Below are 12,215 nucleotides of genomic sequence, written 5' to 3' on the forward strand. Positions count from 1 at the left end.
GGGCTTGCGGAGAGGTCAGTTGGCGGGCGCGGGGAAGGGCAGCAGCCGGGCGCCCCGCAGTTCGTCGACCGCGGCGCGGGCGGCGGCCCGCGGGGTGGACACCGGGTCGTAGTGGCTGACGACACTGATCCAGGTGCCGTCGGCGTTGCGCATGACGTGCAGTTCGACGCCGTCCACGGACACCGAGTAGCCGCCGCCGTGGTGGTGATGACCGCCTTCGGAGGTCGGCCGGCCCTGTATCCGGCGGCCCTTGTAGACCTCGTCGAAGGCGGCGGGGGAGTCGTGGTCGTGCGCGGGTGCGCTGGCCCTGGCCGCGGGGACGGCGAGCGCCGTGGCACCGGCGAGGGCGGCCGCGGCGGTGAGTGCGCGGCGGCGGCTGAGGTCGGGCATGCGGAATCTCCTGGGGTGCGTTCGGTTGTCGACCCGGCATGCCTATCGAGACCTTCGGGAGCGGGTGAAATCCCGCGCGACCGGTTGGCTGCGATCCGGACAATCGCACCCATGTCGTGCAATGTTGAACCAAGATGATCTTGGCGTCACGGACGTCCGGGCGGGCACGGAACGGGCAATTCCTTTCCGTGGAGCTGCACCTTCCGGTGATCTTTCGCGCGCCCGGATGTCGGCCGTGGCGTGGCTCACGTGGGGAAAGTGGCGGAAACCGGGAGTCGAGGTGCCACAGTGGGCGACTTCCGCACTGCTACCCTGCGTCGTCAACTCATCACATCCGGTCATTCCTAGGGGTATGCGTGAAGGTCGCCTGTGTCGGCGGCGGGCCCGCCGGCCTGTATCTCTCCGTCCTGCTCAAACTGCAGGACCCGTCCCACGACGTCACCGTCCTCGAGCGCAACCCCGAGGGCTCGACGTACGGCTGGGGCGTCACCTACTGGCAGGGGCTCCTCGACAAGCTCCGCGCCCGCGACCCCGAGTCGGCCCGCGCGATCGAGGAGCACTCCGTCGTCTGGAACCAGGGCGTCGCCCACGTCCGGGACCTGTCCACCCGTCAGCCCGGCGACGAGGGCCACGGCATCGGCCGCCACAAACTCCTGGAGATCCTCGCCGCCCGCGCCCGCGCACTCGGCGTACGGCTGGAGTTCGAGTGCGCGGTCACGGCCGACGACCTGCCCGACGCGGACCTCGTGGTGGCCGGTGACGGCGTCCACAGCGCGCTGCGCACCCGGCATGCCGACCACTTCGGCGCCGAACTCGCCCCCGGCCGCAACTCCTACGTCTGGCTCGGCACCAGCAAGGTCTTCGACTCCTTCACCTTCGCCTTCGTGGAGACCGAGCACGGCTGGATCTGGTGCTACGGCTACCCCTTCAGCACCGCGCAGAGCACCTGTGTCATCGAGTGCGCCCCCGAGACCTGTGCCGGGCTCGGCCTGGACCGGGCGAGCGAGACCGACGGCCTGGTCCAGCTGGAGAAGCTCTTCGCGCACATCCTCGACGGCCACCCCCTGATCGGCCGGGCCGGCGCCGACGGCAGCTCCTCGTGGCTGACCTTCCGCACGCTCACCAACCGCACCTGGTACCGCGACAACCTGGTCCTCCTCGGCGACGCCGCCCACACCACCCACTACTCCATCGGCGCCGGCACCACCCTCGCCCTGGAGGACTCCCTCGCCCTCGCCGACGCGCTCGCGGGGAGCGACGGTCTCCCGCGGGCCCTCGCCCGCTACGAACACGGACGCCGCACCGCCCTGCTGCCCCAGCAGAGCGCCGCCCGCCTCAGCGCCCAGTGGTACGAGAACCTCACCCGGTACATCGACCTCCCGCCGGAGCAGATGTTCGCCCTGCTCGGCCAGCGCCACTCGCCCCTGCTGCCGTACGTCCCGCCCCAGCTCTACTACCGCCTCGACCGTGCCGCCGGACACCTCGACTCCCTGCGCCGCCTCAAGCGCTGGCTCGGCCCCAGGATCGCCCGCAGCGCCCACACCAGGGCCCTGGCGGGCCGCAAGTAGCCCACCGGCCCCCGGCAAGGCGCCACCCCCTTGGGTGAATGCGAATTCACTGCTACGGTGAATTCACATTCACCCATTCTTCGCCACCCTGTCGGCCGCTGGAGTGTCCATGGCGTCGCCCGTCCCGATACCCACCCCGACCAGGGACGACGACACCGGCCCGCGGGCTCGGTTCACGATTCCGGTCCTGGCGTACTGCGGGATCCTGATGGCGGTCATGCAGACCGTCGTGGTCCCGCTCCTGCCCGACCTGCCCCGGCTGACCGGCGCCTCACCCGCCGCGGTCTCCTGGATGGTGACCGCCTCGCTGCTCTCCGGCGCCGTCCTGACCCCGGTCCTCGGTCGCGCCGGCGACATGTACGGCAAGCGGCGCGTCCTGCTGCTCTCCTTCACCCTGATGGCCGCGGGCTCGGTGATCTGCGCGCTGACCTCCCAGATCGGCGTCCTCATCGCGGCCCGCGCCCTCCAGGGCGCCGCCTCCTCCGTCGTACCGCTGTCCATCAGCATCCTGCGCGACGAACTCCCCGCGGAGCGCCGGGGCTCCGCGATCGCGCTGATGAGTTCCACCGTCGGCATCGGCGCCGCGCTCGGTCTGCCGGCGGCGGCCATGGTCGTCCAGTACGCCGACTGGCACACCATGTTCTGGGTCACCGCCGCCCTCGGCACCACGGGCGTGGTGCTGATCCGGTGGGCGGTGCCGGAGTCGCCCGTGCGCGAGCCCGGCCGGTTCGACGTGCCGGGCGCGCTGGGGCTGGCCGCCGGGCTGGTCTGTCTGCTCCTCGCGGTGTCCCAGGGCGGCCAGTGGGGCTGGGGCGGTCCCAGGATCGTGGGCCTCTTCCTCGCTTCGGCCGTGGTGCTCGCCCTGTGGTGGTGGCGCCAGCTGCGGGCCGAACGGCCGCTGGTGGACCTTCGGCTGGTGTCCCGGCCCCGGGTGGGGCTCTCCCATGTCGCGGCGCTGCTCACCGGCTTCGCCTTCTACGCCAACTCCCTCGTGACCGCCCAGCTGGTCCAGGCGCCCAGGGCCAGCGGCTACGGGCTCGGGCTCTCCATCGTCCAGACCGGACTGTGCCTGCTGCCCGGCGGCGTGACCATGCTGCTGTTCTCCCCCCTCTCCGCACGGATCTCCGCCGCCAGGGGCCCGCGCGTCACGCTCGCGCTGGGCGCCGCCGTCATCGCCGCCGGATACGCCGTGCGTATCGCCGACAGCCGCGACCTGTGGATGATCATGATGGGGGCGGCGGTCGTGGCCACCGGCACCACGCTCGCCTACTCCGCGCTGCCCGCGCTGATCCTGCGCGCCGTGCCGGCCGGGCAGACCGCCTCGGCGAACGGCGTCAACGTCCTCATGCGCACCATCGGGCAGGCCGTCTCCAGCGCCGCCGTCGCCGCCGTGCTCGTCCACCACACCAGCCTCGTCGGGGGCGCCCCGGTGCCCACCCTGCACGGCTACCTGCTGGCCTTCGCGATGGCGGGCGCGATCGCCCTTGCGGCCTGCGCCGTGGCCCTGACCATCCCGGGAGACACCGAACCCGAACCGGACCCTGAGGCGGGGATCACGTCGGCGTCTGCCGCGGTGCCGCTGCCCGAGACGGCGTCCGTGCCCGCTTCCGCCTGCGAGTCGGTGTCCGCCTCCTCGTCCACGGCTGCCTCCGTGCGGGTGTCGCACCCGTCCGTGACAGCGCCCGCGCCCGCGCCCGCTTCCGCGTCGGCGTCCGCATCCGTGCCGACATCTGCCGCGGTGGTGCTGCCCGAGACGGCGCCCGCGCCCGTGCCCGCGTCTGCCTCCAGGCCGGCGCCCGTGCCCGCTTCCGCCTCCTCGTCCACGGCTGCCTCCGTTCCGGTGTCCGTGCCCCCGTCCGCCACGGCGCCCGCGCCCGCCTCAGCGCCGGAGTCCACGTCCGAACCTGCACGCGAGGCCGATCCCGTGGCCAGGGCCGAGCCCGGCCGCCGGTGGGAGGCCACCGGGCCGGTTCGGGGCCGGGGCTCCGCCACCGGTGACGGGGGAACGGGGGGAGCATGAGTGCCGTGAACACCACACCCGGTACCCCTGCCACCGCGGACGCCACGCCCGCCTCCGTCCCCGCCCGCCGTGACGCCGAGGCGACCAAGGCGGCCATCCTGCGGGCCGCCCGGCACCTCCTCGCCCGCCACGCCCACGCCGACCTCACCCTCAAGGCCGTGGCGGAACGGGCCGGGGTGAGCCCGCCGCTGGTCCTGAAGTACTTCGGCAGCAAGGACGCCCTCTTCGCCCGCGTGATGTCCTTCGAGGAGGACGCCGCCGGCCTCCTCGACGCCCCCGTGGAGGAGCTGGGGCCGCACATGGTGCGGCACGTCGTGGTCGGCCAGCGCGAACGCGGCGCCGACCCCGTCCTGCGCATCGCGTTCGCGCCGCTGCACGGCGACCACGGAGACGTCCTGCGCGCCAACTTCCGCGCCCAGGTCACCGAACGCCTCGCCGCCCGCCTCGGCGGCCCCGATGCCCGGCAGCGCGCCGAACTCGCCCTCGCCACTCTCCTCGGCCTCGGCGTGATGTTCGGCATCGCCCGGGGAGAGGCGCTGCGCGCCATGCCGGTGGAAGAGATCGTCGAGCGCTACGGTCCGACGGTCCAGGCCCAGCTGACCCCGTAGGGTGACACCATGGAAGAGCGCGAATTCGGCAGGTCAGGTCAGCATGCGTCCGTCGTCGGTCTCGGCACCTGGCAACTGGGCGCCGACTGGGGAGACGTCGACGACAAGGAAGCCCTCACGGTGCTGGAGACGGCGGCGGAGTCGGGGGTGACCTTCTTCGACACCGCCGACGTCTACGGGGACGGCCGCAGCGAGCAGACCATCGCCACCTTCCTCAGCAGCCGCCCCGACCTGCATGTGCTGGTCGCCACCAAGATGGGCCGCCGGCTCGAGCAGATCCCCGAGAACTACGTCCTGGACAACTTCCGCGCCTGGAACGACCGCTCCCGCCGCAACCTCGGCGTCGACCGCCTCGACCTGGTCCAGCTGCACTGCCCGCCGACCCCCGTCTACTCCAGCGACGAGGTCTTCGATGCCCTCGACACCCTCGTCGAGGAGGAGCGCATCGCCCACTACGGCGTCAGCGTGGAGACCGCCGCCGAGGCACTCACCGCCATCGCCCGCCCCGGCGTGGCCAGCGTCCAGATCATCCTGAACCCGTTCCGCATGAAGCCCCTGTACGAGGTGCTGCCCGCGGCCCGGGAGGCCGGAGTCGGCATCATCGCGCGCGTCCCGCTCGCCTCCGGTCTGCTCTCCGGCAAGTACACCGAGGACACGGTCTTCCCCGAGAACGACCACCGCACCTACAACCGCCACGGTGAGGCCTTCGACCAGGGCGAGACCTTCTCCGGTGTCGACTACGCCACCGGCGTCGAGGCCGCCGCCCGCTTCGCCGCCCTCGCGCCCGAGGGATACACCCCGGCCCAGCTCGCCCTGCGCTGGATCGTCCAGCAGCCCGGCGTGACCACGGTGATTCCCGGCGCCCGCTCGCCCGAGCAGGCCCGCGCCAACGCGGAGGCCGCCCGGCTGCCCGAGCTGTCCGAGGAGACCCTGACGGCGATCCGGGACCTGTACGACCGACGGATCAAGGCACAGGTCGAGCCCCGCTGGTAGCGGCGCCCGGCGTCCGCATGTCTGTTTGGGAATCGGCGGCCCGGATACCCGGGCCGCATGGACTTGGCAGAGCGGCGGTCCGGCCGTGACGAGACCGAGGACGAGCGGGCCGACCGGATGTGGAGCGACCTCATCCAGGAGGTGCGCGTCGCCCAGACGGGCGTCCAGATCCTGTTCGGGTTCCTGCTCACCGTGGCGTTCACCCCGAAATACACCACGCTGAACGACACCGACCAGGCGATCTACATCACCACCGTCATCCTCGGCGCCTCCGCCACCGGCGCGCTGGTCGGACCAGTCTCCCTGCACCGGCTGGTCGCGGGCCGCCGTATCAAACCGCAGGCCGTGGCCTGGGCCTCCCGGCTGACGTTCGTCGGTCTGCTGCTGCTCTTCGCCACCATGACCTGCGCGCTGCTGCTGATCCTGCGCGTCGCGACCCACGGCGACCACGTCGTCTGGCTGGTCGTCGCCGTGGTCGCCTGGTACCTGATCTGCTGGTTCGGGCTGCCGCTGTGGACCCGCTACCGCCACACGTCGAAATGAGACCCCGTACGGCCGGGACGGCACCGCCAAGCGGCATCGGCACCGGCCACGGCGCTTACGGCTGCTCGGCCGGCGCGGCGGGCCGGCGCGCCCCGCGCAGCGACGCGATGCAGGAGCCGATCGCCTGCTGGAGCTCCTCCAGCTGCTGCACCATGTCGTCCTCGTAGAACTCCTGGGCGTCGTCGAAGGTCAGCTCCTCGAACACCTTCGTCGCCCGCTGCAGGCTGCTGTAGAACTTGGTGCGCCGCTCCTGGACCCGCAGCTCGGGGTCGGCCTCCACGGTCTCCACGACGAGGTTCTTCATCGTGTCGTACGCCTCGGACGCCCACTCTCCGGCGTCCTCGCCCTCGTCCAGCTCGTCGATCAGCGACAGATGCCGCTCGGCCTCCCGGCGCAGTTCCACCGGCGCGTCGATCGTCTGCCCCGCCGGAGTCCTCACCTGGCCGGACTCGGCGATCTGGCGGACGTAGCCGATGCGGTCGGCGGAGCGGCTCTCGCTCGCCACGGCCTTCTTCAGGTCGTCGGTGCGCACGACGTCCCGGGCCAGCGCGGACTGGAGCTCCGGGTCCTCCTTGATCCGGTCCAGGAGCGCGGTGCGGGCCGCGCGGGCCGTGGACGGGTCGGCGAGGATCGCGGCGCGCAGGGCCGTAGGGTTCTCCGCGACCTCCAGCGCCTTGGTGGGCCGGATGCCCTCCGCCTCGGCGGCCTCGCTGATCGCGGCGCCGCGCTCGGAGGTGGCGCTGTTGCGGGAGACGTAGTAGGTGAACCAGACGTCGGCGTCCGGCAGTTCCGCCTCCTGGCCCGGCGCCAGCTCCTCGAAGTGCGGGACGAGCCCGTCGTCCGCGGCACGGTCCCACGCCTTGTAGTAGCGCATCACCCGCTCCGCGGAGCAGCCCGCCAGCTCCGCGAACTCCCTCGCCGACACCTTCGGCGTCTCGTCCGCGCCCTGCCCGCCCGGCCGCACACTGCGCGCCACCATCAGGGCGAACGCCCAGCCTCCGGTGCGCGCGTAGACTCCGAACTCCCGCGCGTCCCGCGCGACGAGGTCGGACAGCGGCGCGGGGCCGTCCTCGGCGGACGTCTCGGGCAGGTCGATCGCCAGGGTCACGGATGGTCTCCTCGGAGGCTGCGGGACGGACGGGCACACATGCAGAACCGCAGCCTATATGCACCCGTTGGCGACGGTTTGCCACCGGGCGGAGGAGTCCGGACGCACCGAACCCTCGGCCGGTCCCCCCGGCCGTCACCCCCGGCAGGTTCGCTCCCCGCCACGGTGACCGCACCCGTTCAGCCGGACGACCCCGGTCGGAACGTCTTGAGGAACGTGGCCAGGGCCTGCCGGTTGGCGGTCTTGTCCCAGTCGGAGGCGGGCGTGGTCCAGCGCAGGGAGAAGCCCCGGTGCCCGCCCAGCAGGAAACCCCGCCCGAACGTGCGCACCTGTGTGCCGTCGACCTCCGACAGCCACTCCATGTCGGCGGCCTCGTACCCCTGGTACGTCGTCGCCTCGATCGCCCCGAGCCGGCGGAAGCCCGCGTCCTCGCGCAGCCCCGGCTCCACGTCGTCCCGCCAGACCGCCACCGGGTCCGCGCCGACCGCCGTGCTGTAGGTCACCGCGAGAGTGCGCGGATCACCGTCCGCGCCGAAGGTGACCCGGTACGCCAGATCGCCCTGCCGCCGGGTCTCCAGGCGCTTCCAGCCCCGCGGCAGCGCCACCGAGAAACCCTCGGGGGCGTGGTAGACGCGGTAGCCGTCCGGCAGGGCGTCGATCGACGCCGACGGGGGGGACGGGGTGCCCGAAGGGGTACCGGACGGTGAGGGCGTGGCGGAGCCGCCCGTGGCGGTCGCGCCGGGCGCCGCCGTGGCTCTGTCGCCCGCCTGGCCGTCCTCCCCGGAAGGCACGGTGGACACCGAGGGCTGCACCTGCGGGCCACCGGCCGAGGTGTCCTCGCTGCCGGGCAGCTGGTGGGTCACGGCGAGCGCGGCGACGGCGACCGTGACGACGGCCAGCGCCGTCCCGGCGGCCATGGCCCGGCCGCTCCACTGCGGTCCGATGTGCCGGGCCGAGGTGTACGCCCGCCGCAGCCGGGGCGCGGGCAGGACGGTGTGCGGGTCCTCGTCCAGCACCCGGGTGAGCGCCTGACGGACCGTCGTACGCGTCAGCCGTTCCCGGGAGTCCTTGCGCAGCAGGCCCTGCACGGTCGCGGAGAGCGGGCCCGCGCGCAGCGGGGTGCGCAGCGGCAGCCGGTCCACGCCCCGCAGCGTGCTCTCGGGCCGGTCCCGGTCCCGGTACGGCGGGCGCCCCTCGAGCAGTGTGTAGAGGATCGCGCCCAGGGCCCACAGGTCCGCCGCCGGGCCGATCCGGTCGTCACGGGCCTGTTCCGGGGAGGCGTACGACGGTGCCGCCAGCCTCGGGACGAGCGTCGCGCCCGCCAGTCCGAAGCCGGTGACCACGAGCGGGCCGCGGGCCCTGATGAACACCTGACCCGGGCTCAGTTCGCCGTGCGTGATGCCCTCGCCGTGCGCGGCCTCCAGGACGTCGAGCAACTGGAGCCCGATCGTGGCCGCCCGGCCCGGGCCGAAGGGGCCCTTCTGGTCCATGAGCTGACCGAGCGGCAGACCGTCGATCCACTCCGTGACCGTCCACAGGGAACCCCCCTCGACGGTCGCGTCGACGACCGTGGCGATCCGGCCGGGGCACACCTGGGCCATCGTCTCCGACATCCGCGTCACCCGGCCGGCGGCCTGGCTCGCCTCCTCCTCACCCAGGTCGGAGGGCAGACCTATCCGGGTGACCAGGCACGGCCGCGCTCCCTGCACGTCCTCGCCGTACCAGCTGACCCGGTTGGTCTCGCGGTGGACGACGTCGAGGAGCCGGTATCTCCCGGCGACCAACTCGTGCGTGGAGACATGCGCCTTGACCATGGTCATCCTTCGCTGAACCCCCGGATTTCTCCCTTTCCCGGAAGTACGGGGGACGTGTGGGGGTGCGTTCAAATGGAGCGCGAGTCCGGTGTGATTCCTGTCTTTCCTTCAAGGGTGTCGGTCGTATGTGCGAGGAAAAGAAATTACCAGGGGCCGTCCGGGCGCGTAACCAGGGGTAAACAAGATCCGGGCGAGTGGATCGCCGCTCTTGGGAAAGCGCTCTCGCTCGGTCGCTTCGCATTTCGACCGGATACCGGCACGGGGGATTTCTCCTTTGCCGTCCGCTGTGACGGCGGACGAGGGTGTCAGGCGCCGAAGAGCTGGGTCCAGTACGTGCCCGACGGGCCGCCGCCGGTGTATCCGACGCCGATGTGGGTGAAGGCGGCCTTGAGGATGTTGGCGCGGTGGCCGGGGCTGTTCATCCAGCCCTCCACCACCTCGGCGGCCGAGCGCTGCCCGCAGGCGATGTTCTCGCCGATCGTCCGCCGGGTGGACCCGGCGGCGGCCGCCCGGTCCCAGGGCTGGGTGCCGTCGGGGGAGGTGTGGGAGTAGAAGGCGCGCGCCACCATGTCCGCGCAGTGCGCCTGCGCGGCCCTGGTGAGGAGCGGGTCGACGGCGAGGGGCCGCAGCCCCGACCGGGTCCGCTCGCGGTTGGTGAGCTCCACGACCTCGGCGGTCGTACGGGCCAGACCGTCCGTGGTGAGCGGGCTCGCCCACAGCGCGGTCCAGTACGTGAGCCCGCCGCGGGCGTCCGTCGCCTGCGCCAGGGCGACATGGGTGAACGCCCGGTCCCGCAGGGTGCGGCTCGCCCGGTCGGTGCGCAGGCAGTAGTCGACGAACTCGGCGGGGGTGCGCGGCCCGGAGACCAGGTGCTCGCCCACGGCGAGGTACGGGTATCCGGCGGCCGTGACCCGTTGGTGCAGCGAGACGCCGTCCCGCCCCTCGCTCCCGAGCCGCCCGGCCGCGGCCATGTCGGCGGCGTGCGCCCGGGCCGCCGTGGCCAGCCGGGCGTCGAGCGCGACGGGCGGCGAACCGGCGGCGGCCCGGGCCGGGTTGACGAGGGCCAGGAAGCCGTCGGGGTCGGTGGGCGGGGCGGGCGCCGTGGGGCCGCCGGGGGACGTCGGGGTGCCGTCGAGGACGTCCACCCCGAAGTCCCGCGCCAGTCCCGCCAGGCCGTCGGCGTAGCCCTGACCGAGCGCCCTGAGCTTCCAGGACGGCCCTCGCCGGTAGACCTCCGCGAGCAGCAGCACCGTCTCCTGGCGCGGGGCGGGCGGGACGAACCGGGCGATGACCCGGCCCTGTGGGTCGGTGACCTGGAGCGTGGCAGCGGGCAGCCGGGCGAGCGGGGTGCCCGGGTCGGCGGCGCTGATCACCACCGTGACCCGGGTGGCACCGGCCCGCAGCCGACCCGGGTCCAGGGTGAGCGTGTCGCCCCGGAGCACCGCGCCGGGTGCCGTCGGCTGGTTGTAGAACACGAAGTCGGCGTCCCCGCCGACCTTGCCGCCGTCGTCCGTCACCAGCGCGCACACGTCGAAGGGGCCGGGTACCCGGACGGCCAGCGCGCCGCCCGGGAGGGGCAGATTGCCGCCGGGCACCAACTCGCTCATCCTGCCGTCCTGGTGTAGTCGTCCTCACCGCGCCGGGGTACTGCCAGCACAACGGCGACCCGCCCTCCCGGGTTCCCGCGCCCCCCGACCCGCGCCTACGGACACCGACCGACACCACACCGGACGGCCTCACGCCCGCCCGAGCCCGTCCCTCCGGGGCACCGGAAAGGGGCCGGGTCTGTACCGGGCCGCGGGTGAACCGCGCAGGGGCTTGACCCGGGCGGACGTGGGCCGGGCAGGGCCTCGACCCGGGCTGACCGGGCCCCGGCCGGGGTGGGCCCGGGATGCCGGTGCCGACGTCGGGTGTCCTGTCAGCGGCCGCTTCCCGTCCCGCCCCCGTTCGTGTCCTCCGCCGTCTCCTGGGCGGTGGTCGTCCGGTGGCGGGTCGTGGTACCGCCGCAGAACGCCGCGTCGAGGGTGCGCAGCATCGCCGTATGGACCGTGGAACTGTTGGACGCGTTGGCGAGGGCCGCGAGGGTGCGGCGGCCGTCGCCCGAGGTGAAGGCGTACGTGTAGTAACCCTGTACGGCGCCCGTGTGCCCGTACACGAAGGTCCCGCACGACAGCCGGCGCCGCCGCAGGCCGAGGCCGTAGGACTGGGTGCCGCCCGCCGGGATCCAGCGGCGCATCTCGTGCAGCGCCCCGGCCGACATGAGCCGGCCGCGCAGCAGCGCCGACAGGAACGTGTCGAGGTCCCCGGCGCTGGAGATCAGGGCGCCCGCGCTCTGCGCCCAGGACACGGTCTGGCGGGTCGCGTCGACCAGGGCCCCGCCCGGTGTGTCCGGGGTGAGGTAGCCGCGCGCGTACCGGCCGGGGATTGCCGTGTCCGGGTGGACGTAGAAGGTGTCGGTCAGCCGGAGCGGCTCGATGATGCGCCTGCGGTAGGCGGCCGCCACCGGTTGTCCGGTCAGCTTCTCGATCAGCAGTCCCGCGACGACGAAGTTGGTGTTGGAGTAGGAGTAGGGTCCCCCGGGCGCGGTCGTGCGCGCGTGGCGCAGCGACAGGTCGATGAGCTTTCGGTACGTGAACACCTTGGTGCGGACCGCCTCGAAGCCGGGGACGGACCGGGCGAACAGGTCGTCGCTGTAGTCGTAGAGGCCGCTGCGGTGGCTCAGGACGTGGCGGACCGTGATCCGGTCGTCCGGCAGCAGCCCCGGCAGATAGCGGTTGACCGGCGCGTCGAGCACCAGCCGCCCCTCGTCGACGAGTTGGAGCAGGACGACCGCGGAGAACGTCTTGGTGACGCTGCCGATGCGGAAGCGGTCCGCGGTGCTCAGTGCCCGGCCCGTCCGCCGGTCGGCGACGCCCGCGGCGACCTGGTGGACCGTGCCGTGGTCGTCGAGCCGCGCCATCGCGCCGGGCGCCCCCTGGCCCACCGCCGTGCGCAGCACACCGCGCAGACCGGCCAGGTCGGGACGCGGCAGCGCGGGGGCGGCGGGCGCCGGCCGGGACACGGCCGTGGCCGGTGCCGGCAGCAGGGACAGCACCGCGGCGGCCGCGCACACCGCCGTCGAGAGGCCGCGCAGCCGTCCGCGGCGGGTCGTCGATGCGAGATCCGTCACAT

General features: G+C 73.3%; 9 protein-coding genes and 1 pseudogene. 5 read left to right on the plus strand and 5 right to left on the minus strand.

Annotated features, from left to right (window positions below; genetic code table 11):
• Positions 1-15 precede the first annotated feature (15 nt).
• Positions 16-390: a tyrosinase cofactor gene (locus tag U5640_RS42495; RefSeq protein ID WP_340384550.1), complete on the minus strand. Its 375-nt coding sequence runs from the start codon at positions 388-390 to the stop codon at positions 16-18.
• Positions 391-746: 356 nt separating this feature from the next.
• On the opposite strand from U5640_RS42495, the gene U5640_RS42500 reads away from it, so the two are divergent.
• The 5 genes and pseudogenes from U5640_RS42500 to U5640_RS42520 all read left to right on the plus strand — a co-directional run bounded on the left by U5640_RS42500 (position 747) and on the right by U5640_RS42520 (position 6,122).
• Positions 747-1,958 (plus strand): FAD-dependent monooxygenase, encoded by a 1,212-nt coding sequence (locus U5640_RS42500; protein WP_340384551.1) that lies wholly within the window; start codon positions 747-749, stop codon positions 1,956-1,958.
• Between the two features lie 109 nt (positions 1,959-2,067).
• Positions 2,068-3,480, plus strand: a pseudogene (locus tag U5640_RS42505) (MFS transporter); the annotation flags it as partial.
• 494 nt (positions 3,481-3,974) lie between these two features.
• Entirely contained in the window at positions 3,975-4,586 is a 612-nt protein-coding gene (locus tag U5640_RS42510) for a TetR family transcriptional regulator (RefSeq protein WP_340384552.1), read from the plus strand.
• A gap of 9 nt (positions 4,587-4,595) precedes the next feature.
• On the plus strand, positions 4,596-5,579 hold the full coding sequence (locus tag U5640_RS42515) for an aldo/keto reductase (protein ID WP_340384553.1): 984 nt from the start codon (positions 4,596-4,598) through the stop codon (positions 5,577-5,579).
• A 57-nt stretch (positions 5,580-5,636) separates the two neighbouring features.
• The gene (locus U5640_RS42520) at positions 5,637-6,122 is read left to right on the plus strand and encodes a DUF6328 family protein (protein WP_340384554.1); all 486 of its coding nucleotides are present in this window, start codon (positions 5,637-5,639) and stop codon (positions 6,120-6,122) included.
• Positions 6,123-6,177: 55 nt separating this feature from the next.
• On the opposite strand, the gene U5640_RS42525 is transcribed toward U5640_RS42520, so the two are convergent.
• From U5640_RS42525 to U5640_RS42540, 4 genes are all read right to left on the minus strand, one after another.
• Positions 6,178-7,230: a hypothetical protein gene (locus U5640_RS42525; RefSeq protein ID WP_340384555.1), complete on the minus strand. Its 1,053-nt coding sequence runs from the start codon at positions 7,228-7,230 to the stop codon at positions 6,178-6,180.
• Between the two features lie 179 nt (positions 7,231-7,409).
• Positions 7,410-9,050 carry a serine/threonine-protein kinase gene (locus U5640_RS42530; RefSeq protein WP_340384556.1) on the minus strand — a complete coding sequence of 547 codons (1,641 nt, stop codon included), beginning with the start codon at positions 9,048-9,050 and terminating at the stop codon, positions 7,410-7,412.
• 299 nt (positions 9,051-9,349) lie between these two features.
• Positions 9,350-10,651 (minus strand): CAP domain-containing protein, encoded by a 1,302-nt coding sequence (locus U5640_RS42535; protein ID WP_340384557.1) that lies wholly within the window; start codon positions 10,649-10,651, stop codon positions 9,350-9,352.
• Between the two features lie 311 nt (positions 10,652-10,962).
• Positions 10,963-12,105 carry a serine hydrolase domain-containing protein gene (locus U5640_RS42540; RefSeq protein ID WP_340385669.1) on the minus strand — a complete coding sequence of 381 codons (1,143 nt, stop codon included), beginning with the start codon at positions 12,103-12,105 and terminating at the stop codon, positions 10,963-10,965.
• Positions 12,106-12,215 lie beyond the last annotated feature (110 nt).

This window comes from Streptomyces sp. SS7, assembly GCF_037993025.1.
Taxonomy (GTDB): Bacteria; Actinomycetota; Actinomycetes; order Streptomycetales; family Streptomycetaceae; genus Streptomyces.

Bases quoted from the DNA above. Each gene is read 5' to 3' on its own strand.
- U5640_RS42495 (WP_340384550.1), bottom strand. From the start codon at position 390: ATGCCCGACCTCAGCCGCCGCCGCGCACTCACCGCCGCGGCCGCCCTC.
- U5640_RS42510 (WP_340384552.1), top strand. From the start codon at position 3,975: ATGAGTGCCGTGAACACCACACCCGGTACCCCTGCCACCGCGGACGCC.
- U5640_RS42515 (WP_340384553.1), top strand. From the start codon at position 4,596: ATGGAAGAGCGCGAATTCGGCAGGTCAGGTCAGCATGCGTCCGTCGTC.
- U5640_RS42520 (WP_340384554.1), top strand. From the start codon at position 5,637: ATGGACTTGGCAGAGCGGCGGTCCGGCCGTGACGAGACCGAGGACGAG.
- U5640_RS42530 (WP_340384556.1), bottom strand. From the start codon at position 9,050: ATGACCATGGTCAAGGCGCATGTCTCCACGCACGAGTTGGTCGCCGGG.
- U5640_RS42535 (WP_340384557.1), bottom strand. From the start codon at position 10,651: ATGAGCGAGTTGGTGCCCGGCGGCAATCTGCCCCTCCCGGGCGGCGCG.